The organism is Desulfovibrio sp. X2 (genome assembly GCF_000422205.1).
Lineage (GTDB): Bacteria > Desulfobacterota > Desulfovibrionia > Desulfovibrionales > Desulfovibrionaceae > Alkalidesulfovibrio.
This window is the reverse complement of record NZ_ATHV01000024.1, coordinates 1-22,904: the sequence shown is the minus strand read 5'-3', so window position 1 is coordinate 22,904 and position 22,904 is coordinate 1. Positions and strand designations below refer to the sequence as shown.

Below are 22,904 nucleotides of genomic sequence, written 5' to 3'. Positions count from 1 at the left end.
TTTCGCCACCGGGAGCCGGACCGCGGCGCGGGCGGCCTGTTCCGCCCCGCCCTTCGGCGGGGCCGGGCTCAGGCGCGGGCGGCCAGGCCGTCGCGGTCCACGCGGCGGCTGGTGAGCAGGAAGCAGAGGGCGACACCGGCGAGGCAGAGCCCCGCGTCGCCCGCGAGGAGCCCCTCGTAGCCCGTGCGCTGCATGAGCCAGGCGCCGATCAGAGGGCCGGTGAAGTTGCCGATCTGCAGGGAGAGCTGCATGAGGTTGGAGTCCACGGCCTTGTAGCGCGGCTCGGCGATGGTGAACATGAGGCCGTAGAGCGCGGGCGAGATGAGCCCCATGCCCACGCCCATGATCAGGGACGAGGCGTAGAGCCCGGTGAGGCCGTAGGAATGGGAGGCCAGGAGGAAGCTCGCGGCCGAGAGGACGAAGCTCGTGCGGATGAGGCGCACCTTGGGCACGCTGTCGAAGAGGTTGTTGCCGCACAGCCGGATGGCCATCATGCAGACCATCTGGATGGTGAAGTAGTAGCCCACGCCGCTGAAGCCGCGCGAGCGGAAGAGCCCCTGGGCCATGAAGAAGAGGGAGGAGAAGGTGACGATGTAGAGCGAGTTCAGGATCAGGAGCACGAGGATGCGCGGCTCCGAGGCGTTGCGCCACATCTCGCCGAAGGAGATCCCGGCCGGGGCCGCGGGCGGGCCCGCGCGCCTGCGGCCCCGGCTGATGACGTGGATCATGAGCAGCCCGGGGAGCAGGAACAGGGACATGTCCCGGTAGCCCACGGCCACGGAGGGCAGGTGGGGCACCGCGGCGTCGAAGGCCATGGGCACGATGGAATAGGGCAGCAGCAGGGCCACGGAGTAGAAGCTGAAGGCCTGGCCGCTGCGCTCGGGCGGGATGTTCTCCACCAGGAGCGTCATGCACGAGGCGGAGAGCAGGTAGATGGCCGCGCCGTTCAGCAGGCGCACGGAGAGGATGGCCGCCACGCTGTGCGCGTACATGTAGGACCAGCCGCAGACCACGAGCAGCAGCGCGCCGACCACGGCCCATCTGGGGGCGTTGCGCGCCTCCATGTAGGGGCTGGCGAAGAGGAAGAAGGCGATGGTGGACAGCGAGGAGCTGCCGATGAGGAAGCCGCGCCAGCCCGGGGCGATGCCGATCTGCTCCAGGTAGAGGTAGAGGGTGTAGAAGACCGTGAGGTTGCAGTAGGCCAGGAAGATCAGGAGGCAGATGCAGATGAATTCGAGGCTGAAGAGCCCGGTGCGTTTTTGCATGGCTTGGTCCCGCGGGGGGAGTCGTTTCTAGAGGTGGCTGGAAAGGCCCGAGGCCGCGAACTCGGCCACGGTGCGGCTGATGAGCTCCACGTCCTCGGCGGCGTAGGCGTCCTTGCCCGAGAAGCGGAGGAAGGTGTTCCTGTTGCGCGAAAAGGCGCTGCCCATGATGAACAGGGAGAAGGCCAGGATCTTGCTCTCCTGGGCGCCTCGGGCGCGGCCCGTGGTCTCGCCCGCGAGGCGCGAGAGGACCTCGAGCGTGGGGGCCAGGGCGCCCGCGTAGATCTTCTCGAAGGCCGCGGTGGGCGAGATGAACTCGCGCTGCAAGAGGAGCGTCATCCACTGCGAGCGCTTCGAGGTGAGGTAGCCGGAGGTGAGCCCGGCCACGAGGCGGCGCACGCGGGCCGGGGCGTCCTCGCCCGCGGCGTCGCTCGCTGCCGTGGCCTCGTCCAGGGCGGCGCGGTGCACGCGCGAGAGCTCCTCGACCATGCGCTCCACGACCGCGGCGTAGAGCCCTTCCTTACCGCCGAAATGAAAGGCGATGGAGGCGGGGTTGGCCTTGGCCGCCGCGGCCACCTCGCGGATGCCGACGGCGTCCGGCCCCCTGAGCGCGAAGAGACGCAGGGCCTCCTCGAGAAGCCTGTTCCTGGTGCGCAGCCCCTTGGTCAGCCTGGTGTCCGTGGTCTTTTCCGTGCCGTTCGCCGCGCTCATGCCCGCCTCCTCTCCTGGAAGATGTCGCGCGGGAACGCCCCGGCCCCTGGTCCGGGAGGCCGCGCCCGACGCGCGACGGATACCTACGCCCGGCCCTGGAAAATATCAATCGTTTGATTAAAAAACTTGGTGAAGGTCTTGGAATCCTTGCACGGCAATGTTTTTCATCCATCGACCTTCGGGGATGAGGGGTGTTCGGCGCGATGCCCGGACAGGCCGCGAACCGGGAAGGACGGGCGGGGGGCAGGTCTCGGATCAGGCCGCGGGTCGGGCCGCGGGTCGGGCCGCGGGTCGGGCCGTGGGTCGGGCCGCGGGTCGGGCCGTGGCTTAGGCCTCGTCGCGCAGCGGCGGGGACGGCGGAGTGCCGAAATTGTAGCCGCAGCGGCCGCCGCAGGCCGTCACCTCGTCGATGTCGCGCTGGTCGATGGGAAAGACCTTGCACGCCTGGGGGCGGCAGGTGCCGTAGGCCAGGCACGTCCTCTGCGTGGTCAGCATGGGGCAGGTGACGAGGAGGTTGCAGCAGGTGCCGCACTGGCGGCAGCCTCCCTCGCGGACATGGAGCTGCTCGCGCACGTAGCCCTTCCTGAAGTGCACCAGCAGGAAGCGCCGCGACTTGCCCATCGCATGGAGCAGGAAACGGGAGGCGTGAACGGTGCGTGCGGTGACGGCGCAAAGCCGCCCGCAGGATTCGGTCATGTCGCAAAGGCGGGATCGGCAGCGGTCCACCGCATTGCTGGTCAGGTGCATGTCGGCTCCTGTCGGCGCAGCCGCCGGGGCGGGACGCGATTCTGGCATTTTTTCCGGAGCTGCGGTGCGCGCCCAAAGGCACGTCCGGGAGCGCCCTCCCCGATGGAAGGCGCGCGGACCTCTTCCCGTCGTGCCCTTGGCCGGAAAACTTACGAAAGCGTCAGAGTAGACCAGAAAACGCCGGGAAACATCAACCCCTGGACGCGGCCAGAAAGCTTTCCGGTGTGCTTTTTTTCGCCTGCGCGGTGCCGGGAGGATTGCCGAGGCGCCCCCCCGCCTTTCCCGAGAGCGACGGCGTGCAGGTTTTCCGACACGTCGCTGTCGGAAAACCTGACGCTTTCAGTCCATATCATTGATGCCGACGATAGGAACCGTCCACCCCATCCCGCCTGCCTATGGACCAGGGGGGCCGGCCCCCTGCCCTCCCCGCCCGCGTCAGCGCGCGGCGCGGCGGCGCACAAGGCCGAGGAGCGCGAGGCCCGCGGCCGAGAGGACCATGGTGGCGGGTTCCGGCGTGGCCGTGGGCGGCGGGGGGCCGTCGAAGGGATACTCGTGCAGCTCGCCCTGGCCGTTCCAGGAGTCGGCCACCAGGGCGCCGTCGATCTGGTTCCTGTTGGTCACCGTGGCGTAAGGCGCGAGCACCGTGCCGCCGATGAGCGTCTCGAAGGTCAGGTCCGTGGCCTGGTAGAAGTTCCAGATGACGTTGCCGAAGATGGAGTCGTTGCCCTGGTAGTTGGCGGTGAAGTCGAGGACCGAGCCCGAGACGTTGAAGACCACGGTCGTGGCGCCGTTCAGGTTGATGCCGTAGCTCGGGATAAGACCCAGGTCGCCCACGCTGACGTCGAACACGGCGATGCCGCTCGCGTCCGGCGTGGCGGTGATGACCTCGTTGTTGTCCGGGGTCGGCAGGGTGCTGTTGGCCGCGAGCGTGGAGAGATACAGGGAATAGTTCGTCAGCTCCGTCTGTATCTCGCTGAGGCTCATGGACGGGGCCGCGGCCGCGTACCCGCCGCCGCCGTTGAAGTTGACGACGGCGTTCCTGGCGCCGCCCACGTAGGCGCTGCCGCCGTTGTTCAGGTTCACCGGGCCCCCGTCGTTGTCGCCGTAGACGTTCAGCGCGTTGAACGAGGCGGGCAGGAGAACGCCCTTCGGGGTGCCGTACACCGTGGCGCCCGAGAAGCTGCCGCCGATGATGGACGCGCCCTCGATGTCGGCCGTGGTGGACGCGTCGTGGAAGATGACGGCGTTGAAGTCGTGCAGCAGGTCGACGGCGGTCAGCGTGGTGGCCTGGGCAGAGGCGGCGGCCAGCAGTCCGGCGACGAGCAGGACGAACGAGCAGACGAACGAACAGATGAACTTGCGCATGATCTCCCCCTCAGCGCGGCTTCGTTGCCGCGCGCGTTCGTGCGGGAGAAGCACAAAGCGTGCCTCGGCCGGATCGTCCGCAAAAACAGGACCATGGGGAAAAAACAATGAAGGCTGACTGTAAAGCGGTCCGACAGTCCGCGGCGCGACGGCCGAGGGTTCCGGGGAGGAAGGGGACGAGGAAGACGGTTCAGTGCAAGCGCCAGGAGGCCCAGGCGGCGAGGAGGGCGCGGAAGTGGCTCGTGTCGCTGCTCAGGGAGACCCAGGACAGGCGGTACCTGACGGCGAAGGCGAGGTTGCAGGCCACGGCCACGGCCACGAGGACGAAGAAGAGCCGGCGCGGGAGCGGCCGGGTCCAGAACCGTGCCGCGCCCCGGGCCGCGGCGCAGGCGAAGAGGCAGAAGGCGACGAAGAGCGGCGTCCAGTACTCGGCTTTGTAGCGCATGGTGACGGTGGGATAGGAGAGCATGAGCACGCACGAGACGCACAGGGAGAGGACGAGCACGCGCAGCGTGGTCCTGGCCCTGCCCTCGAGGCAGGAAGGCGCCCGGGAGAGAAGGACCCAGGCCGCGACGACGAGCCAAGGCCCCCAGAGGAGCAGCAGGGAGAAGTTGTCCTCCACGCGCATGGTGCCGGTGCCGAAGAACTGCATGGTCTTGGCGTAGACGGTATTGCAGAAGGCTTGACCGATGCCGAAGAAGTAGTCGGTGTAGCAGAAGGTGGGATCGATGCCGAAGAGGTTGAAGAAGATCGAGGGGAGGATGCGGCGGATATTGAAGCGGCCCTGCTGCAGGAAGTTCTGCATGCGCCCTGTGCTCGTCTCGCCGCCCAGATAGTAGCCGTAGCGTTCCATGGGTGCGCTGGTGAACATGTTCCCCCAGCGGACCCAGTTCATGAACAGGACCACGCAGCCGAAGGCGAAGAGGACCAGCATGGGCAGGAGCACGCCGCGCGGCGAAAGCAGGGCCCGCGCGGCGCTCGCGGCCGCTCCCCTGCCCTGCCCGCGCTCGGCAGCGTAGGTGTCCAGGGCGTTCAGCAGGCAGAAGGCGCCGACGCAGACGTAGAGGCCTATGGCCAGGGTGGGGCGGCAGTGCAGGACCACGCCCGCGATCACGGCCAGGAGGACCGGACTTGCTGGGCGTGGGCGGCCCTTCACCAGCAGGTCGTCGAGGACCAGCCAGGCGAAGACGACCACGCCCAGAAGGCCCGTGACCACGGTCTCGTGATAGATGGAGGCGTTGCCGAAGAGGAAGGTCACGGGCGAGGCGAACCAGACGAGGACGCTGCCCGAGGCCAAAAGGCCCAGGTCCAGGCGATTCCCGGCCGTGGCGGCGCGCACCGTGCGCCGGACCAGGGACTGGGCGAGCAGGCCCGTGGCCGCGACGCAGGCGAAGACCACTGCGCGCGACACGCAGACCGCGGTCAGGTCGAGAAAGGGCAGGAAGGGCAGGCGCAGGAAGGCCGGAAAGACGCCGTAGTAGGCATAGGCACGCCCGGCCGCGTCGTAGAAGGCCTCGCGGCCGAGGACCTCGGGCGGGATGTCCAGCCGTCCGTGGAGGATGCTCAGGAGGTAGTGGTTGTAGGCGAAGCCGAAGCGGCTGACGCCGAAGAAGTCGAACGTCCCGTCCGTGATCAGGAAGGCGCCGAAGAAAAGCCCGAGCAGGCTGATCGCGGCGAGGAGCCGGGCGCCCGCCGCCTCGTTGGCGAAGACCTTGTCTCCCTCAGACACCCCCGCCCTCCTGTCCCGTGCCGCAGCGCACCCGCGCCTCCTGCAGCAGGGGCGCCGCGCGGCGGGGGAAGCGGCCCTGGATGACCTTTCCGGCCGCCAGCAGGACGAGGTCCGCCAGCGTGACCACCACCCGCATGACCAGCGCGAAGAGCACGGCCGCGGGCTCGGTCGCGTACGGCGAGAGCGTGAGCACGAGATAGGCCTCGCGCACGCCGAGCCCCCCCGGCGCCCCGGGCACGACGTAGCCCACCAGCCAGCTGAAGACGTAGGCCGAGGCGATCTGCGGCCAGGCCACGGGGACCGCGGAGAAGGCGTTCCAGACGCCCACTGCCGCCCCGGCCATGAGGCCGTAGGCCAGGAGCGTCAGCCCCAGGGGCGCGGCGATGCCCGGGGGGACCTCGGCCAGGCGCAGGGCGAGGGAGACGAGCCTGCCCCTGCCCGGCCTCGCCTTCATTCCGGAAAGCCGCAGGAGCACGGCCATGCCGAGAAGGACGGCCGCGAGGAGGAGCGCGTAGCGCCAGGCCGGGCCCGCGTTCGCGCCGGGCAGGAGCGCGCAGAGCGAGGCCACGAAGACCGAGCACAGCCCGGAGAGCACGACCTCGAAGAGGGTGGCCGAGGCCAGCCCCACCTGCTCGCCCTCGCCCTGGCTGCCCATGACGTTGCGCCCCACGTAGTGGAAGCAGTTGCCCGGGAGGTACTTGAATATCGAGGTGATGGAGTAGGCCGCGACGACGGTCCAGAAGAGGCGGCGCTCCTCGTGGCGCGGCGCCATGCGCGCCCAGGAGACGGCCAGGACGAAGTACGCCCCGCCGACCACGAGCGCCGCGGCCAGGACGGCCGCCGCGTCCCACGCGCCCCAGGCGTGGCGCGCCAGGGCGTCCGCGTTGCGGCAAAAGACCTGGAAGACGTAGTAGAACGCGAGGAGGGTGAGCCCCCACCCGGCGGATTTGACGACCTTCCTGAGCATCGCGCGCGCCGCCCCCTGCCGCCTGCTCATTGCGCGCGGCACAGGGCCATGGACCAGGGAAGGGGCGAACGCACGGCCACGACGTCGAAATGCCGCGCCAGCAGGCGCAGGAAGCCGCCCCGGCCCCAGTGCTGCACGTGGCCCGGGGTGTTGCCGAGGTCCCCGAGGTACTTGCCGCGCGCCATGTTCAGCACCCGCCACAGGGGCTCGCGCGGCACGCTCAGCAGGCACCACTGCGAAGCCGCGCGCGCGAGCGCGGCCAGGGCCTCGTCCGGCTCCTCCAGGTGCTCCAGGACCTCGCAGCAGACGATGAGGGGGGCGGCGTCCTCGGGCGTGAGGTCGTAGATGCTCTTCACGCAGAAGTGCGCGCCCGAGCCCCCGTTCCGGGCCCTGGCCTCGGCGATGATCGCGGTGGAGAAGTCGCCTGCCCGCACGCGCATGCCCTTTCTCGCCATGCGCGCGGCCAGGTGGCCCTCCCCGCAGCCGATCTCGAAGACCTCCGAGGCCCCGCACATCCCCACGAGCTCGTCGAAGGCGGCCAGGAAGCCGTCCATGAGCATCCGGGCGACGGGATTTCGCGAGCCGTACTTGTCGTCGACGTTGCCTATTACGACGCCGTCTTCCTTGGAATATTCCATCTGCTGATCTTCCTCTTCCCTTCCCGTTCGGGGGCGGTGGGCGCAGCGGGACCCGCGGCGGGCTGCAGCGCTTCTCCCAACTCGATCCTGCGGACCTTCTCCAGGGTCATCTCCATCAGCTGCCGGTTGAAGTTCACGATGTCCGCGATGATCCCGAACATGTAGGCCACCATGCCGAGGACCATGAAGGCCCCGCCGAGCACGAGGGACTGGATGTGCCCTTCGCCCGAGCCGGTGAAGTACATGAACAGGAAGCGGGCGATGGGCACGAGGCCGATGAGCAGAAGGACCGTGCCGATGTAGAAGCAGACCCTGAGCGGCTGGTACATGGCGTACATGCGCACCATGGTGGAGAGCTGCTTCTTGATGAAGCCGGGGATGCTGGTGAAGAGGCGCGACTCCCGAAGCTTCGGGTTGGTGTCCACCGGGACCGAGGCCACGGCGAGGTGCTTCTTGCCCGCCTGGATGAGCATCTCCGTGGTGTAGCTGAAGGGCGAGACGATGTTGATCTTGAGCGCGGCCTCGCGCGATATGGCCCGAAATCCGCTGACCGCGTCCGGGATGTCCACGTCCGAGAGGCAGCGGACCATGCAGCTGCCCGCGCGCTGCAACAGCTTCTTGCAGCCCGAGAAATGGCAGATCTTCCCGGTCTGCCGGTCCCCCACCACGATCTGCGCCCTGCCCTGCAGGATGGGCTCGATGAGGCGGGGGATGTCCCACCCGGCGTACTGGTTGTCGCCGTCCGTGTTCACGATGATGTCCGCGCCGTGCCGCAGGCAGTAGTCCAGGCCCTCGCGGAAGCTGCGCGCCAGCCCGATGTTGCGCTTGTTCTGCACGATGTGCCGCACGCCGTGCTGCCTCGCGACCTCCACGGTCCTGTCCGTGGAGCCGTCGTCGATGATCAGCACCTCGATCTCGTCCACCCCGTCGATCTCCGTGGGCAGATCGGCCAGCGTGGCGGGAAGGGTCTTCTCCTCATTGAGACACGGGATCTGAATGATGAGCTTCATGGCCACCTTCGCGGATTGCTGTGCGCTCGGCAGACGTTCTGCCGTCAAGGCCCTCCTCGCTCGCGCGGCGCGGCCTTCCGGCCCGCGCCTCCCTCCTCCTGCGAACGGAAGTCCCTCGCCGCTCTTTGCACCGGGCCCCGGGGTACCGCCCCCCGCGGGACCGGCGCGACGCGCCTGCGCCCCCTCCCCGGCCGGGGCCGGAAGGCGGGGAGCCCGCACGGCAGCCGGGCTGAATGCCGGAACGAATACCGGGGCGGCGCAGGTACCTGAACAGGCGCGGGGCGCGGCGATCGGTTCAGCAGTCGGCGCAGCGGTCGGTACGGCAATCAACGGCGTGCTCGCGAGCGCGGCGTGGGTTTTCCACTTCCAGCCTCCCCCTAGCACCACCAGAGCATCTTGAGCAACAAATTCATTGCCGGAACGGCTTCCAAACCACGCTGATCAGGAAAATCATGTTCTTTCAATGATCCCGAGACGCCCATGCCGCAGTTGCCCAACGTCTTCCATGGATTCTTTTGTTCAGCAAACAGGTCGACAATCCAGCGCATACCCGCAGTCACCCCCTGTCCCGGCCGCCCGTCGCTCCAGCGGCGGAAGTCGGCGCGCCCCGCCCTGCCGCCCGCCGCATTGACGAATTTCACCTTGCTGCGCTATTCGTGTGATATTCGTTCACCGATACGAGAGACTCATGGCGGACGGCGAGAAGACCAGGGAAGAACTGCGCGCCGAGCTCGAGGCGGCCAGGCGGCGCATCCGGGAGCTCGAGTCCGGCCGCGCTGCCGCGGGAAGCGGCGGCGCGCCGCAGGAGTCGCCCGCACCGGCGGGGGTCGCGCACTCCGCCGACTACCTGCGCTGCCTCGTGCACACCATCCCCGACCTCGTCTGGCTCAAGGACCCGGAAGGGGTCTACCTGGCCTGCAACGCCGCCTTCGAGCGCTATTTCGGGGCCGCCGAGGCCAAGATCGTCGGCAGGACCGACTACGACTTCGTCTCCAAAGCGGTGGCCGACTCCTTCCGGGAGAACGACCGCCGGGCCCTGCTGGCCGGGAAGTCCCTGACCAACAAGGAGTGGCTCACCTTCGCCACCGGCGGCTACCGCGGCCTCTTCCGGACCATCAAGACCCCCATGCACGACGCGCGGGGCACCCTCATCGGCGTGCTCGGCATCGCCCACGACATCACCGCGACCACCGAGCTCGAGGAGCGCATGACGGCCCTGACCCGGCCGCTGGACGACGCCGCGGGCATCACCTTCCGGGACCTGTTCAACCTCGAGGACATCCAGCGCCTGCAGGACGAGTTCTCCCGGGCCACCGGCGTGGCCTCCATCATCACCATGCCGGACGGCACGCCCATCACCGCGCCCAGCGGCTTCTGCCGCCTGTGCACCCTGATCCGCGGCACGAAGCAGGGGCTCGCCAACTGCTTCAAGTCCGACGCCGTCCTCGGCCGCCTGTGCACCGAGGGACCGACCGTCTGCACCTGCCTGAGCGGCGGCCTGTGGGACGCCGGGGCGGGCATCTCGGTCGGCGGGCGCCACGTCGCCAACTGGCTCATAGGCCAGGTGCGCGACGCGACCCAGACCGACGACACGATGCGCGGATACGCCCGCGCGATCGGCATCGAGGAGGACGAGGCCGTGGCCGCCCTGCACGAGGTGCCCGCCATGTCCCGCGAGCGCTTCGAGGACGTGGCCCGGGCCCTGTTCACCCTGGCGCGCCAGCTCTCCACCATCGCCTACCAGAACGTGCAGCAGGCCCGCTTCATCTTCGAGCGCAAGCGCGTGGAGGCGCAGCTCATCGAGATGCGGGACAAGGCAGAGGCCGCCAACCGCGCCAAGTCCGAATTCCTGGCCAACATGAGCCACGAGATCCGCACTCCGCTGAACGGCGTTCTGGGCATGCTCCAGCTGCTGCAGACCACCGACCCCAGCGAGGAGCAGAAGGAGTTCCTGCTCCTGGCCGTGCGCTCCACCAACCGCCTGACCCGCCTGCTCGCCGACATCCTCGACATCGCGCGCATCGAGGCGGGCAGGATGGAGCTCGCCGAGACCCTCTTCGACGTCGCAAGCCTGCGCGATTCCATCTTCGAGCTCTTCCTGCCCACGGCCCGGGACAAGGGGCTCTCCCTCGCCTTCGACATCTCGGACAGCGTGCCCGGGAAGCTCGTCGGCGACGAGGCGCGCCTGCAGCAGATCCTCTTCAACCTCGTGGGCAACTCCATCAAGTTCACCGAGCAGGGCGGCGTGCGCGTGACCGTGAGCGCCCGGCCCGCGCCCGCGTCCGGCCGCGTGCGCGTCCTGCTCAGCGTGGACGACACGGGCATCGGCATCCCGGACGAGTTCTACGCCGACATGTTCGAGCCCTTCGCCCAGGCCGAGGCCGACTACACCCGCAGCTTCCAGGGCGCCGGGCTCGGGCTGTCCATCGTGCGCAAGCTCGTCCGCCTCATGGACGGCGAGCTGGCCATCGACAGCGCGCCGGGCGACGGCACCACGGCCTACCTCGCCCTCACGCTCGGCCTCCCTCCGGACGCCTGTCCCCCCCAGGGCGCCCGGGAGCGCTCCTCCGCGGCGGTGTCCGCGCCCACGGGCAGGCCCGCGCGCATCCTCGTGGCCGAGGACGACGAGGTCAGCCTCGCGTCCGTCAAATGGATGCTCGAGAAATCCGGCTACGCCACGGCCGAGGCGCGCGACGGCCAGGAGGCCCTGGACCGCGTCGCGGCCGAAGACTTCGACCTCATCCTCATGGACGTGCAGATGCCCGTCATGGACGGTCTCGAAGCCACCCGCGCCATCCGCGAATCGAAAGCCCTCGGCCGTCTCGCCCGCATCCCCATCGTCGCCCTCACCGCCTACGCCATGAACGGCGACAAGGAAAAATTCCTCGCCGCGGGCATGGACGCCTTCATCGCCAAGCCCATCGACCGCGCCGTGCTCGACAAGACCATCTCCCGGCTCCTGCACGGACCGCGCTAGACGTCCGGGGCCTCCCGAGGCCGGGGACGCCCCTCTCCGGCCTTTGCGCGGCAAAGTGACGCAGGAGCGCAGCATCAGGGGCGAGAACCCATGGAACAGCGCTCTTTGGACGAGATAAGATGATGCTTTCAATGCATAAATTTTCTCCCTGATGATATATTGCAGGGATTGTCCACGGCACTTCACGTGCCTTCAGCCGAACAGAAGACGTCTTTTCGCGTGTCGAGAAGAATAATCATGCTGGAATCTGCGCCATGAGAGGACGATGCGGCCTGCTCAAGCGCTTCGAGGAGGATTGCATCTCCAGATGCCGTCTGGTAAACGGTCAAATAGTCGGCCTTCTGCTTTGTCATGCATGCCTCTGCATGGAGATTCGCGTCCAATAAGCTGGAATTTTTCCTGCAACGAGTGGACAGTACAGGATCTTCACGAGGACAGAGACGCAGTGAAGGGCCATTCCAGCAGTTTCTTCAGGAGGTTTCGAAGAGTGGATTATCCAGGAACACCTATTATGAGTTGACGTTTTCCAGGGGGAAAAACTTAACATCGAGGAGAGGTATGGCATGAGCGCTCTGGGCGACATCAAGATTTCCAGGAAACTCGGCTTCATTCTGATCCTGAACATCCTCCTGCTCAGCACGATGGGGCTCGTGGCCTATTACAGCGCCGAGTACCTCCAGTCGCAGCTCACCGACGTCTTCGAGCACGACTTCAAGGGCGCCTCCCTCCTCCTCGAGGCCGACAGGGACCTCCACCAGATGCTCATCGCCGAGCGCTCCATGATCTTCGCGCAGCCGGGCAGCAAGGCCTACGCCGACCTGATGCAGGAATACACGGAGAACATCGGGCAGGCCGACACCCGGGTGAAGAAGTTCTACGAGGCCGAGCCCAGCCCGGAGACCAAGAAATACGTCGACCAGTACTTCAGGGACCGCGCGACGTGGGAACCCGTCTCCCGCAAGGTCATCGAGCTGCGCGAGAAGGGCGACACGGAGGCCGCCAAGGAGCTCTCCCTGGGCGAGGCCAAGAAGCGCTTCGGCGCCATGCGCGAGAACCTCAACGAGCTCACCGAGATCGTGAACAGGCTCGCCGAGGGCAAGGACAAGGCGTCGCAGGCCTCCTTCAAGACCCTGGTGCTCATACTCATCGCCATCACCGTGGGCAGCGCCGTGCTCGGCGCCTTCGTCACCTTCGTCCTCTCGCGCAACATCACCACGCCCCTGCGCAGGATGATGGACTTCGCCCGGCGCATCGGCAAGGGCGACTACAACGCAACGCTCGACGTGGACCAGAAGGACGAGAACGGAATCCTGGCCAAGGCGTTCCGGGATATGCTCGCCCAGCTGAAGGGGAACATGGAGGAGGTGGGCAGGCAGTCCCGGATCGCCGAGGACAAGGCCCGCCAGGCGTCCGAGGCTCTGCAGGCCACCCAGGAGGCCCAGGCGAAGGCCGAGGTCGCCCGCAAGGAAGGCATACTCAGCGCGGCCGACCAGCTGCAGGACATCGTGGCCAGGGTGTCCACGGCATCCTCCGAGATTTCCGCCCAGATCGACGAATCCAGCCGCGGCTCGGAGGAGCAGTCCCGCCGCGTGGCGGAGACGGCCACGGCCATGGAGGAGATGAACGCCACGGTCCTCGAGGTGGCGCGCAACGCGGGCCAGGCCGCAGAGACCGCGGACAGCGCCAAGCACAACGCCGAGGACGGCGCCCGGATCGTGAACGACGTCGTGCAGGGCATGGACACGGTCAAGAGCCAGGCCCAGGAGATGCGAGAGGACATGGGGGCGCTCGGGCGGCAGGCCGAGGGCATCGGCCGGATCATGAACGTCATCACGGACATCGCGGACCAGACCAACCTCCTGGCGCTGAACGCCGCCATCGAGGCCGCCCGGGCGGGCGACGCGGGCCGCGGCTTCGCCGTGGTGGCCGACGAGGTGCGCAAGCTGGCCGAGAAGACCATGGCCGCCACCAAGGAGGTGGGCGAGGCCATCTCCGGCATCCAGCAGAGCACCCGCAAGAACATCCAGAACGTGGACAATTCCGCCAAGGCCATCGAGGACGCCACGACCCGCGCCAACCAGTCGGGCGAGTCCCTGCAGCGCATCGTGGATCTGGTGGACCAGGCGGCGGACCAGGTCCGCTCCATCGCCACGGCGTCCGAGGAGCAGTCGGCCGCGAGCGAGGAGATCAACCGCAGCATCGAGGACGTGAACCGCATCTCGGCCGAGACCGCGCAGGCCATGGCCCAGTCGGCCCACGCCGTGAGCGACCTGGCGGCCCAGGCCAACGCCCTGCAGAGGCTCATCGCCAGGCTGCGGGAAGACGCCGGGCAATAGCCGCGCAGCGGCCTCGCCCCGCCCATGCCGGACAGCGGCGCCCCTCCCCCGAAGGAGGGGCGCCGTTTTTTTCGTCCCGGAGGGCGCGGCCCCGCAAAGAGGAGGGCCCCCTTCCCGGAGGCGGGAAGGGGGCCCGTGGGAAAAGGCGCCGGACCGGAGGCTAGGCCGTGGCGGCCTCGCACTCGGCCGGTTCCCGGCAGGAGAGGGAGAGCAGATCCTCGGCCGTGAATATGTTGTCCACGTCGAGGATCATGACGAACCCATCCTCCTGCTGCGCCATGCCCTTCAGGTACGTGGTGTCGACGTCCAGCCCCATCTTGGGGGCGGGCTCCACGGACGCGGCCTCGATATCCACCACTTCGCGCACGGCGTCCACCAGCGCCCCGAGGATCACGGGTCCGTCGCCCATGTCCGTTTCGGTGATGATGATGCAGGTGCTCACGGTCGGATCGGTTTCGTTCAAGCCCAGCTTGAGCCGCATGTCGACCACGGCCACGGCGTGCCCGCGCAGGTTGATGACCCCCCGCATGGCGGCGGGGGTGCGGGGCACCCGGGTGATGTTCGTGTATTCCAGCACCTCGCGCACTACCGAGATCGGCAAGGCGTAGTTTTCCTCGTCCAATACGAACGTCAGGAACTGTCCTGACCGCATTTCGCTTTCCATGACCGGCTCTCCTTTATTCCGCCTAGAACTTCTCGAATTCGTCGTCTCCGACCCCCGCCCCCATGTCCAGGGCCAATCCGGCGGACTTGGCGGGGGGGGTGGAGGCATGCGTCGCGGGGGCGAGCTTCCCGTGCGGCGCGGGGTGCGCGATCATGGCCTTCTTCCGCGGGCGCCGGGTCTGCCCTTCCTTCGTGTCGATGCGGAAGAAGCCCATGGTCCCCTGCAGCTGCTCGGCCTGGCTGGAGAGCTCTTCGGAGGTCGAGGCCATCTCCTCGGCGCCCGAGGCGTTCTGCTGCACGACCTTGTCGAGCTGCTGCACGGCCTTGTTGATCTGCTCCGCCCCCGAGTCCTGCTCGGCGCTCGCGGCGGCGATCTCCTGCACGAGGTCCGCGGTGCGCTTGATGTCGGGGACCATCCTGTTCAGCATTTCTCCGGCCTTCTCGGCCACCTCCACGCTGCGGCCGGAGAGCTCGCTGATCTCCCCCGCGGCCTGGCCGCTGCGTTCGGCAAGCTTGCGCACCTCGGCCGCGACCACGGCGAAGCCCTTGCCGTGCTCACCGGCCCGCGCCGCCTCGATGGCCGCGTTGAGCGCCAGGAGGTTGGTCTGCCGGGCGATCTCCTCGATGATGGTGATCTTCTCCGCGATCTCCTTCATGGCCGACACGGTCGCCCCCACGGCCTGGCCCCCCTCCTCCGCGTCGCGCGCGGACTGCAGGGCGATCTTCTCGGTCTGCCGGGCGTTCTCGGCGTTCTGGCGGATGTTGGAGGCCATCTCCTCCATGGACGAGGAGATCTCCTCCACGCTGGCGGCCTGCTCCGTGGCGCCCTGGGAAAGGGTCTCGGAGGAGGCGGAGAGCTCCTGGCTGCCCGAGGCCACGTTCTCGGCCCCGCCGCTCACCTCGGAAACCACCTGCCCGACGCGTTCGACCATGTCGTTGAGCGCCTTGGCCAGGATGCCCACCTCGTCCTTCTGGTCGATGTCCAGGCGCTTGCTGAAGTCGCCCTCGGCCATGGCCTTGGCGAAGTCCACGCCCTTGATCACCGGCCGGGTGATGGAGCGCGTCAGATAGACGGCCAGACCGATGCCCAGGAGCAGCGCCACGGCCAGGCCGCTGACCATGACCGAGGAGGCGGCCGTGAGAGCGCCCGCCGACTCGTGCGCGATCTTGTTCGTGTGCTCCATGCCCGCGTCCGCCGTCTCGCGGCAGGCCGCCAGGACTTCGTCCGCGGCCTTGCCGCGCCTGACCGCGATCTCGTCCGAGCGGTCCCAGGCGTCCAGAAGATCGGTCATGGCCGCCTTGTAGTCCCCGGCCGCCTTCTTGGTCAGCTCGATCTGCCGCAGGTTGCTCTCCCTGTGCGTGACCGTGCGCAGCTCGGCCAGGAGCTCCTCGATCTTGGGGAAATTGCCCAGGGCGGTCTTGAGCATCTCCTTGCTGCGGAACGCCTGGGCCTTGAAGTTCCTGACCCGCGTGTCGTTGCCCGCGTCGATGATCTGATTGACCCAGGTGATCTTCTGCTGCCGCTCGTCCAGGGATTGGGCGGACGCCTTGCCCTGTATCTCCTGCTTCATGCTGGTGTTCTGATCGTTCAGGAAGGTCGCGCAGTTCTGCATGTACTGCACGGCGGCCGCATCGAGCTTGTGGTGGATCTGGTCGATGGCGTCCTGCACGGCCACTGTCTGGTCGGTCAAGGACTCGTATTGCGCCACCTTCTCCTTGGCCTTGGCCACGTTCTCGCGCAGGGTCGTCAGATCCGGGAAGGCCTGCGCGTGAGCATCGGCCTGGCGCAAGGCCTCCTTGACCTGTCCGAGGTCCTGGCGCAGCGCCTGCAGGGACGACTGGTCGCCGGTGTAGGTGTACGTGCGCATCTCGAGCATGGTGGCCAGGGACGTCCGCTCGAGCATGTTGGCCTTGGCCACCTCGGGCACGTACTCCCGGTCGAGGCGGTCGGCGTCCTTGCTGACGCCGCGCATGTTGTACACGGCCAGCCCGCCGAGCGTGCACGCGATGATGATGAGCAGGCCGAAGCCGAGCCCCATCTTTGTTCCCAGCTTGAGATTTTTCATGATGCCCCCAGGTTTACTTGATAAACTGTTCATGCAAACAGGTGGTGATAGACAGACACTAGGGCATAGACGAACGTAATGCCAGGAAGCGGCACGAAAATATAAGCTCGTTTTTCCATCCAGCGCTTTTCTTGAAACATCTCCTCGAACGCTTCCGCGCCTGGACTCCCGTCCCGGATGCAGACCGGAGGTTCCCGGCCCAGGACGGAGGCGCGGCGGCCCTTCCCGGAAGGGACGCGCACGCCCCCGGCCCGGCGCGGGCGGCCCGCGCCGCGACCGCCCGGTGGGGACCGGCAGACCCGCCGCCCTGCCCGCCCTCCCCCTCCTGCCGTCCGGATTGACAAGCGCGCTTTCGCAACTGCAAAGTGGACTTTGCACACCCCGCCGCTTCAAGAAAGAAATCACTTTTAAAACCGGGATGATGTGACCCGATCCGAAAACTGGCCCGTCCCTTGCTTTTGGTGCGCGGCACGAGGGAGCCGAACCGCCCGGCGCGGTCGGCTCCCCGTGCAGGGACACGCCGAGCGCGGCCCAGGCGGGGCGTGAACGGACGGCTGGATACGGATCGCAGGGTCATTCCGGAAAGGATCGCCAGGGAAATGGTGGAATTCAGAAGAACGAGGCTTTCGCCGGGAACCGGCCCGCGGGGAGGAGATTCCCGCAGGACGGCCCGCGGCGTGGGCCGCACCATTGCCGGCAGCCGGCGGAGGGACGCATGAAGCTCCCAAGGCCATACTCCCTGCAAAGCCGGTTTCTCGTCGGCCTGCTCGCGGCCTCGGTCATCATCGGCGGCCTGCTCTTCGCCGGGTTCTCCTACCACGTGCGCCGGGTGCTCGAGAACGAGGTGCGGGACAAGGCGGCCATGGTCCTGGCCCAGGTGGACTCCGTGCAGCGCTACGAGCGCCGCATACTGCGGCCCCGCATGTACGAGGCCCTGCCGGACACCTTCATCATCGAGGCCATGTCCTCCTCCTACATCTCGCGCATCGTCATGAACGACATGGCCGACGAGAGCCACACCAACCTGCTCTACCGCCGGGTGGCCATCGGCGCGCGCAATCCCAGGTACGAGGCCGACGCCCTGGAGCGCGGGCTGATCGAGACCTTCCGCAAGGACCCGGCCCTGCACCTCTGGCAGGGCTACAAGACGATCGGCGGGGTCAGGCACTTCGTCATGGCGCGGCCGGTGGTCTATCAGCAGAGCTGCCTGCGCTGCCACGGCGAGATCGGCGACGCGCCTCCCGAGCTCATCGCGCTGTACGGCGACCGGGGGTTCCACCATGCCGAGAACTCCATCGGCGGCGTGGACTTCGTGGGGCTGCCGGTGGACGCCTCGGTGGCGCGCGTCCAGAACGCCATCTGGACCTACCTGCTGCTCTTCGCCCTGGGGGCGCTGCTCTACTTCGCGGCCACCAACGTGATCTTCAAGCGCATCGTGGCCAACAACATCCGCCTGCTGACCACCAGCTTCCGCCGCAACTTCAGCGACGACAAGGGCGCGGCCCTGGTGCGCGAGGTCGAGCAGGGCGACGAGATCGGCGAGATGCTCGCGGGCATCGACAAGCTGAGCGACTATCTCTACGAGACGCGCCAGCAGATCCAGGGCTACGCCACGAACCTCGAGGCCATGGTGGAGGAGCGCACCCGCGAGCTGGCCGACCAGGCCCACGCCCGCGCCGAGGACGTGCGGATGTTCGTGCAGCTCCTGGCCGGGGCGAACCGCAGCGGCTCGCGCCCCGAGCTGTGGCAGGCCACCCTGCCCCTCATCGCCGAGCGCTTCGACCTGGAGCGGGCGGCCTACGTCTGCACCTTCTTCTCCAACCGCCACTACGCCTGGCCCGAATCGGCCGAGGCGGGCGACCTCCCGCCGGACTGGATCGACCTGCTGACCGGCTCCACGGCGCGCATAGAGGGCGACCGGGCGTTCATCCCGGTGGAGTCCACCCAGGGCACGGCCGAGGGGCTGCTCTGCCTGTACCGCAAGCCGGGCCGCGACTTCGAGGAGCAGGACCGGGCCGTGCTGCAGGCCATCGGCCGCCAGCTGGGGCTGGCCGCCGACAACATCATGGCGCTGGAGTCCATCGTCCGCCACAGCGCCAACCTGCGCGCCATCTTCGAGGGCATCACCGAGCCCCTGCTGCTGACCGACACCTCCGGCTCCCCGGTGGTGGCCAACGAGGCGGCCAGGCGGCTGAGCATGGACCTCTCCGGCGGCGTGACCGGCGACGGCAACGTCATCGGCCTGCTGTGCGAGGCGGGCGCCGGGCACAAGGACTGCGACATCGCGAAGTCCATCAGGCTGAACGAGGTCATCTCGCGCGAGGTCTCGCTGGCGAACGGCCGCTCCTTCGCCCTGAGCATCTACCCGGTCTACCCGGCCGGGCCGTCGCAGAGCGGGCAGGCCGTGGTCTACGTGCACGAGACCACGCAGCAAAAACGCCTCCTGGCCCACATGACCCACTCCGAGAAGATGGCCACCGTGGGCAAGCTGGCCTCGGGCCTGGCCCACGAGATCAACAATCCCCTGGGCGTCATCCTCTGCTACGCCGAGCTGCTGAAGAAGGCCGTGCCCGAGGGCCAGCTGGGCGAGGACGTGGAGGTCATCCTCAAGCACACGCGCCAGGCCCAGCACGTGCTGAAGGACCTCCTCTCCTTCGCCAGGCCCAAGGCCTCCACCGACCAGGCCGTGGACCTGGCCCGGGCCGTGCGCTCCATCGCGGACGTCTTCCGCGTGCAGGCGGAGCGGCAGGGCGCCGCCATCTCGGTCGAGTCCGACGGCGACGTTCCGCCCGTGGCGGCCGACTCGCAGGCCATCGAGCACATCATGACCAACCTGATCATCAACGCCCTGGACGCGCTGCCCGAGCCGGGCGGCCGGGTGCGCATCTCGGTCTCGCACGACGCCGCGGCCCGCGAGGCCGTGGTGCGCGTGGCCGACGACGGCCCCGGCATCGCCGACGAGGACCGCCAGTACATCTTCGACCCCTTCTACACGACCAAGGAAGTGAACAAGGGCTCGGGGCTCGGGCTGTCCATCGTCTTCGGGCTCATGGGCGAGCTCGGCGGCTCGGTGACGGCCGAAAACGGCAAGGACGGCGGCGCGGTCTTCACCCTGCGCTTCCCCGCCGCCCCGGGAGGCGCGTCATGAGCGATGCCGCCGCCATGCACATCCTCATCGTGGACGACGAGGCCGACTTCGCCAGGGGGCTCAAGAGGCTCGTGGAGGGCGAGTTCCCCGACGTCCGGGTCCAGGTGGCCACGTCCGGCGAGCAGGCCGCGGTCGCCCTCAGGCGCGGCCGCGTGAACCTCCTGATCACCGACCTGCAGATGCCCGGCATGAACGGCATGGCGCTGCTCGACGCGGCGCTGCGCCGCGCGCCGTTCCTCTCCGCCGTGGTGCTCACCGCCCACGGCTCCATCGAGATCGCGGTGGAGGCGCTGAAGGCCGGGGCCTACGACTTCCTGACCAAGCCCATCGAGCCGGAGACCCTGTTCAGGGTGGTGGCCAAGGGGCTGGAGCGCAGCCGCCTGCTCACCGAGAACCGCGACCTGCGCGACCAGCTCGAGCGCCGCAAGGAGCATCTCATCGGCGAGAGCCCGGCCATGGAGCAGCTGCGCAAGACCATCGCCGCGGCCGCGCAGACCGAATACACCGTGCTCATCATGGGCGAGTCCGGCACCGGCAAGGAGCTCGTGGCCTCCATGGTCCGCGACCTGAGCCGCAGGGCGGACAAGCCCTTCGTCGCCGTGAACTGCACGGCGATTCCCGAGAACCTGCTGGAAAGCGAGCTGTTCGGCCACGTCAAGGGGGCCTTCAGCGGCGCGGACAAGGACCGCGACGGGCTCTTCGTGCGGGCCGATTCCGGCACCATCCTGCTGGACGAGATCGGGGACATCCCGCTGGAGACCCAGGCCAAGCTGCTGCGCGTGCTGCAGGAAGGCGAGATCAGGCCCGTGGGCTCGGACAGGGCGCGCGGCGTGGACGTGCGGGTCATCGCCTCCACCAACCAGGACCTCCCCGCCCGGGTCGCGCAGCGGACCTTCCGCGAGGACCTCTACCACCGGCTGAACGTGCTCGCCCTGAACCTGCCGCCGCTGCGCGAACGCAAGGGCGACGTGCTCCTGCTGGCCCGCTACTTCATGCACAAGGCCTGCGCGGAGCTCGGACTGCCGGACAAGGAACTCTCGCCCGAGGTGCTGGGGCACCTGGCGGCCGGGGAATGGCCCGGCAACGTGCGCGAGCTGCAGAACACCATCCGCAGGCTGGCCGTGTTCGGCACCAGCGGCACGGTGGCCATGGACGCCGTCCGCCTGGCCGGGGGCGAGCCCGCGGCCAGGGACGGCGAGCTTCCCTTGTTCAAGGAGGCCAAGGGCCAGGTGGTGGACGGATTCACCCGCGACTACATCCGCGAGGCCATGGCCCGGGCCGGGGGCAACGTCTCCCAGGCCGCGCGCATCTCCGGCCTCTCGCGCGTGGCCGTGCAGAACATGCTGGCCCGGTTCGGCATCACGACGGACGAGTTCAAGTAGCGGGATCCCCTGGCGTTCCCGGAAACGGGACGAATTGCGCTGGAAAGGTCCGGCGGCCGCGCAGACGCGATCGCCGGACCAGCAACATAAGCACTAGGAGGAAAGGAATGTCAGGGGAAAACGAAAAGGTCGAAGAACCGACCCGCAGGCAGACCGTCGGCCTGAAGGAACTGTACCTGAAAGAGGACTGGTGGGCCATCTGGCTCTCCCTGGGCATCATTCTGGCGGCCTACGCCTTCTTTCTCGCGGGCGGCTCGCTCAAGTGGATCGCCGTCACCCCGGCCAAGTGGCACACGCTCGACCAGCTGGCGGGCGACTTCGGCAGCCACATCACGCAGTACGTGGCGCAGTTCGTCCTGTGGACGGCCATCTTCAGCGTCAGCCTCAAGATCATGGGCAAGAAGGTCGGGGAGTTCATCCCCTCGTTCACCTTCGTCTACGTCTGCTCGATCGTGATCTTCATGATCGGCTCCTGGGACCAGGCGCACGACTACAACCTCGAGCCGCCCCTCATCGCCCTGGCCATCGGCATGGTCATCGCCAACTTCACCGGCCTGCCGCGCTGGATGGATACGGGCTTCCGCGTCGAGTACTACATCAAGGTGGGCATCATCCTGCTCGGCGCCACGCTGCCCCTGACCCTGATCGCCTGGGCGGGCCCCGTGGCCATCGGCCAGGCCTCCATCGTCGCCGTGACCACCTTCCTGGTCATCTTCTGGGCGGGCCGAAAGATGGGCCTGGACCGTCGCCTGTGCGCCACGCTGGGCGCGGGCGGCGCCGTGTGCGGCGTCTCCGGCTCCATCGCCATCGCGGGCGCCGTGGGCGCCAAGAAGGAGCATGCGCCCATCGCCATCACCATGGTCATCATCTGGGCCATCGTCATGATCTTCTTCCTGCCCCTGGTCTCCCGCGCCCTGCACCTGGCCACCGGCGTGACCGGCGCCTGGGTCGGCACGTCCGAGTTCGCGGACGCGGCGGGCTACGCCGCGGCCCAGGCCTACGGCAACCTCGCCGGGCACGTCAGCGGCATCCCGGGCTCCCCGGAGGACGCGGTGTGGGGCTTCACCCTCATGAAGGTCGTCGGCCGCGACATCTGGATCGGCATCTGGGCCTTCATCATGGCCATCATCTCCACCACGGTCTGGGGCCGCAAGAGCGGCACCAAGCCGGATCCCAAGGAGATCTGGTGGCGCTTCCCGAAGTTCGTGCTCGGCTTCTTCGTGGCCTCGGTGCTCATGACCGTGATCACCAGCCAGTACAGCTTCGCGGACTTCAACCACGTCCTGAAGCCCCTGCTGATCGGACCGATCAAGGCCCTGCGCACCTGGGCCTTCATCTTCTGCTTCTTCAGCATCGGCCTCACCACCCGCTTCAAGGAGCTCGCCTCGGCCGGCACCAAGCCGTTCTGGGCCTTCACCTGCGGCGTCGTGGTCAACGTGATCCTCGGCTTCGTCCTGTCCTCGATGGTCTTCGTCCACTACTGGACGAACCTGTCGCACTAGCCGGGAACCGAAAAAACGCCGCGCGGCGCCCGCACCATCCCGCGGGCGCCGCACGGCAGCCGTTCCGCCTCACCCCAAACTTCCGGAGGATGCGCCGTGTCCCTCGTCCACAAGAACGACATCTGCCTGAACTGCCGCCACTTCAACAACTCGCCCGAATACCTCGAGTCGGTCTACAAGGGCTGGAAGGTCCTCGGCTCGGCCTACGGCTCGGTGTGCAAGGACGACGGCATCTGCGACAAGCTCGACGAGTACCTCTCCGCCTACGACTGGTGCGACGGCTTCGAGCAGGCCGACGGATCGCCCGTCACCGCCTGACGGCGAACGGGCGGATGCCTCCGGCGGCCAGGAAGGGGGCTGCGCGCCCCCTCCCTGGACCCTCCCCGCGCCAGGCTGAGCCT

18 protein-coding genes are annotated in these 22,904 nt (G+C 68.0%); 6 read left to right on the top strand and 12 right to left on the bottom strand.

Translation table 11 applies throughout. From position 1 onward, the window contains the following. Positions 1–68: 68 nt before the first annotated feature. From DSX2_RS09585 to DSX2_RS18295, 9 genes are all read right to left on the bottom strand, one after another. The gene (locus DSX2_RS09585; RefSeq protein WP_020880827.1) at positions 69–1,265 is read right to left on the bottom strand and encodes an MFS transporter; all 1,197 of its coding nucleotides are present in this window, start codon (positions 1,263–1,265) and stop codon (positions 69–71) included. A 27-nt stretch (positions 1,266–1,292) separates the two neighbouring features. Further along, positions 1,293–1,973, bottom strand: coding sequence for a CerR family C-terminal domain-containing protein (locus DSX2_RS09580; RefSeq protein WP_020880826.1), 681 nt, complete (start codon positions 1,971–1,973; stop codon positions 1,293–1,295). 327 nt (positions 1,974–2,300) lie between these two features. Continuing rightward, the gene (locus DSX2_RS09575; RefSeq protein ID WP_020880825.1) at positions 2,301–2,720 is read right to left on the bottom strand and encodes a hypothetical protein; all 420 of its coding nucleotides are present in this window, start codon (positions 2,718–2,720) and stop codon (positions 2,301–2,303) included. Between the two features lie 435 nt (positions 2,721–3,155). Beyond that, the gene (locus DSX2_RS17575) at positions 3,156–4,085 is read right to left on the bottom strand and encodes a choice-of-anchor A family protein (protein WP_020880824.1); all 930 of its coding nucleotides are present in this window, start codon (positions 4,083–4,085) and stop codon (positions 3,156–3,158) included. Positions 4,086–4,275: 190 nt separating this feature from the next. Continuing rightward, the gene (locus DSX2_RS09565) at positions 4,276–5,814 is read right to left on the bottom strand and encodes a hypothetical protein (protein WP_020880823.1); all 1,539 of its coding nucleotides are present in this window, start codon (positions 5,812–5,814) and stop codon (positions 4,276–4,278) included. Continuing rightward, a complete protein-coding gene (locus DSX2_RS09560) occupies positions 5,807–6,781 on the bottom strand; it encodes a hypothetical protein (RefSeq protein ID WP_035041612.1) in 975 nt (324 codons plus the stop codon). The genes DSX2_RS09565 and DSX2_RS09560 overlap by 8 nt, the downstream gene beginning before the upstream one ends. Before the next feature lie 26 nt (positions 6,782–6,807). Next, positions 6,808–7,419: a class I SAM-dependent methyltransferase gene (locus DSX2_RS09555; protein WP_020880821.1), complete on the bottom strand. Its 612-nt coding sequence runs from the start codon at positions 7,417–7,419 to the stop codon at positions 6,808–6,810. Continuing rightward, positions 7,389–8,429, bottom strand: a complete 1,041-nt coding sequence (locus DSX2_RS09550) for a glycosyltransferase family 2 protein (protein ID WP_020880820.1) — start codon at positions 8,427–8,429, stop codon at positions 7,389–7,391. Before DSX2_RS09550 ends, DSX2_RS09555 begins: the two co-directional genes overlap by 31 nt. A 377-nt stretch (positions 8,430–8,806) precedes the next feature. Further along, positions 8,807–9,070: a hypothetical protein gene (locus DSX2_RS18295; RefSeq protein ID WP_152512901.1), complete on the bottom strand. Its 264-nt coding sequence runs from the start codon at positions 9,068–9,070 to the stop codon at positions 8,807–8,809. Between the two features lie 47 nt (positions 9,071–9,117). Between DSX2_RS18295 and DSX2_RS18700 the strand changes: the two genes are divergently transcribed. Then, positions 9,118–11,406, top strand: coding sequence for a PocR ligand-binding domain-containing protein (locus tag DSX2_RS18700; RefSeq protein WP_020880819.1), 2,289 nt, complete (start codon positions 9,118–9,120; stop codon positions 11,404–11,406). Positions 11,407–11,588: 182 nt separating this feature from the next. Here the strand turns inward: DSX2_RS18700 and DSX2_RS18575 are convergent, their stop codons facing one another. Next, positions 11,589–11,759: a hypothetical protein gene (locus DSX2_RS18575; RefSeq protein WP_172640021.1), complete on the bottom strand. Its 171-nt coding sequence runs from the start codon at positions 11,757–11,759 to the stop codon at positions 11,589–11,591. A 210-nt stretch (positions 11,760–11,969) separates the two neighbouring features. On the opposite strand from DSX2_RS18575, the gene DSX2_RS09540 reads away from it, so the two are divergent. After that, positions 11,970–13,742 carry a methyl-accepting chemotaxis protein gene (locus tag DSX2_RS09540; protein WP_020880818.1) on the top strand — a complete coding sequence of 591 codons (1,773 nt, stop codon included), beginning with the start codon at positions 11,970–11,972 and terminating at the stop codon, positions 13,740–13,742. Between the two features lie 160 nt (positions 13,743–13,902). Here DSX2_RS09540 and DSX2_RS09535 read toward each other — a convergent pair whose 3' ends face one another. Both DSX2_RS09535 and DSX2_RS09530 read right to left on the bottom strand, forming a co-directional pair. Continuing rightward, positions 13,903–14,406: a chemotaxis protein CheW gene (locus tag DSX2_RS09535; RefSeq protein WP_020880817.1), complete on the bottom strand. Its 504-nt coding sequence runs from the start codon at positions 14,404–14,406 to the stop codon at positions 13,903–13,905. A 22-nt stretch (positions 14,407–14,428) separates the two neighbouring features. Continuing rightward, positions 14,429–16,471, bottom strand: coding sequence for a methyl-accepting chemotaxis protein (locus tag DSX2_RS09530; protein WP_020880816.1), 2,043 nt, complete (start codon positions 16,469–16,471; stop codon positions 14,429–14,431). Between the two features lie 715 nt (positions 16,472–17,186). Here DSX2_RS09530 and DSX2_RS09525 point away from each other — a divergent pair. The 4 genes from DSX2_RS09525 to DSX2_RS09510 all read left to right on the top strand — a co-directional run bounded on the left by DSX2_RS09525 (position 17,187) and on the right by DSX2_RS09510 (position 22,821). Then, entirely contained in the window at positions 17,187–19,619 is a 2,433-nt protein-coding gene (locus tag DSX2_RS09525; RefSeq protein WP_020880815.1) for a DUF3365 domain-containing protein, read from the top strand. Then, positions 19,616–21,001 (top strand): sigma-54 dependent transcriptional regulator, encoded by a 1,386-nt coding sequence (locus tag DSX2_RS09520; protein WP_020880814.1) that lies wholly within the window; start codon positions 19,616–19,618, stop codon positions 20,999–21,001. The genes DSX2_RS09525 and DSX2_RS09520 overlap by 4 nt, the downstream gene beginning before the upstream one ends. Positions 21,002–21,108: 107 nt before the next feature. After that, on the top strand, positions 21,109–22,503 hold the full coding sequence (locus DSX2_RS09515; protein ID WP_020880813.1) for a YeiH family protein: 1,395 nt from the start codon (positions 21,109–21,111) through the stop codon (positions 22,501–22,503). Positions 22,504–22,599: 96 nt separating this feature from the next. Beyond that, positions 22,600–22,821, top strand: a complete 222-nt coding sequence (locus tag DSX2_RS09510) for a hypothetical protein (protein WP_020880812.1) — start codon at positions 22,600–22,602, stop codon at positions 22,819–22,821. Positions 22,822–22,904 lie beyond the last annotated feature (83 nt).

What these genes read in the sequence shown, in the direction of transcription:
- DSX2_RS09555 (WP_020880821.1), bottom strand. Translation starts at nt 7,419, where the DNA reads ATGGAATATTCCAAGGAAGACGGCGTCGTAATAGGCAACGTCGACGAC.
- DSX2_RS09535 (WP_020880817.1), bottom strand. Translation starts at nt 14,406, where the DNA reads ATGGAAAGCGAAATGCGGTCAGGACAGTTCCTGACGTTCGTATTGGAC.
- DSX2_RS18575 (WP_172640021.1), bottom strand. Translation starts at nt 11,759, where the DNA reads ATGACAAAGCAGAAGGCCGACTATTTGACCGTTTACCAGACGGCATCT.
- DSX2_RS09575 (WP_020880825.1), bottom strand. Translation starts at nt 2,720, where the DNA reads ATGCACCTGACCAGCAATGCGGTGGACCGCTGCCGATCCCGCCTTTGC.
- DSX2_RS09520 (WP_020880814.1), top strand. Translation starts at nt 19,616, where the DNA reads ATGAGCGATGCCGCCGCCATGCACATCCTCATCGTGGACGACGAGGCC.
- DSX2_RS09530 (WP_020880816.1), bottom strand. Translation starts at nt 16,471, where the DNA reads ATGAAAAATCTCAAGCTGGGAACAAAGATGGGGCTCGGCTTCGGCCTG.
- DSX2_RS17575 (WP_020880824.1), bottom strand. Translation starts at nt 4,085, where the DNA reads ATGCGCAAGTTCATCTGTTCGTTCGTCTGCTCGTTCGTCCTGCTCGTC.
- DSX2_RS09560 (WP_035041612.1), bottom strand. Translation starts at nt 6,781, where the DNA reads ATGCTCAGGAAGGTCGTCAAATCCGCCGGGTGGGGGCTCACCCTCCTC.
- DSX2_RS09585 (WP_020880827.1), bottom strand. Translation starts at nt 1,265, where the DNA reads ATGCAAAAACGCACCGGGCTCTTCAGCCTCGAATTCATCTGCATCTGC.
- DSX2_RS09525 (WP_020880815.1), top strand. Translation starts at nt 17,187, where the DNA reads ATGAAGCTCCCAAGGCCATACTCCCTGCAAAGCCGGTTTCTCGTCGGC.
- DSX2_RS09515 (WP_020880813.1), top strand. Translation starts at nt 21,109, where the DNA reads ATGTCAGGGGAAAACGAAAAGGTCGAAGAACCGACCCGCAGGCAGACC.
- DSX2_RS09540 (WP_020880818.1), top strand. Translation starts at nt 11,970, where the DNA reads ATGAGCGCTCTGGGCGACATCAAGATTTCCAGGAAACTCGGCTTCATT.
- DSX2_RS09580 (WP_020880826.1), bottom strand. Translation starts at nt 1,973, where the DNA reads ATGAGCGCGGCGAACGGCACGGAAAAGACCACGGACACCAGGCTGACC.
- DSX2_RS09550 (WP_020880820.1), bottom strand. Translation starts at nt 8,429, where the DNA reads ATGAAGCTCATCATTCAGATCCCGTGTCTCAATGAGGAGAAGACCCTT.
- DSX2_RS18700 (WP_020880819.1), top strand. Translation starts at nt 9,118, where the DNA reads ATGGCGGACGGCGAGAAGACCAGGGAAGAACTGCGCGCCGAGCTCGAG.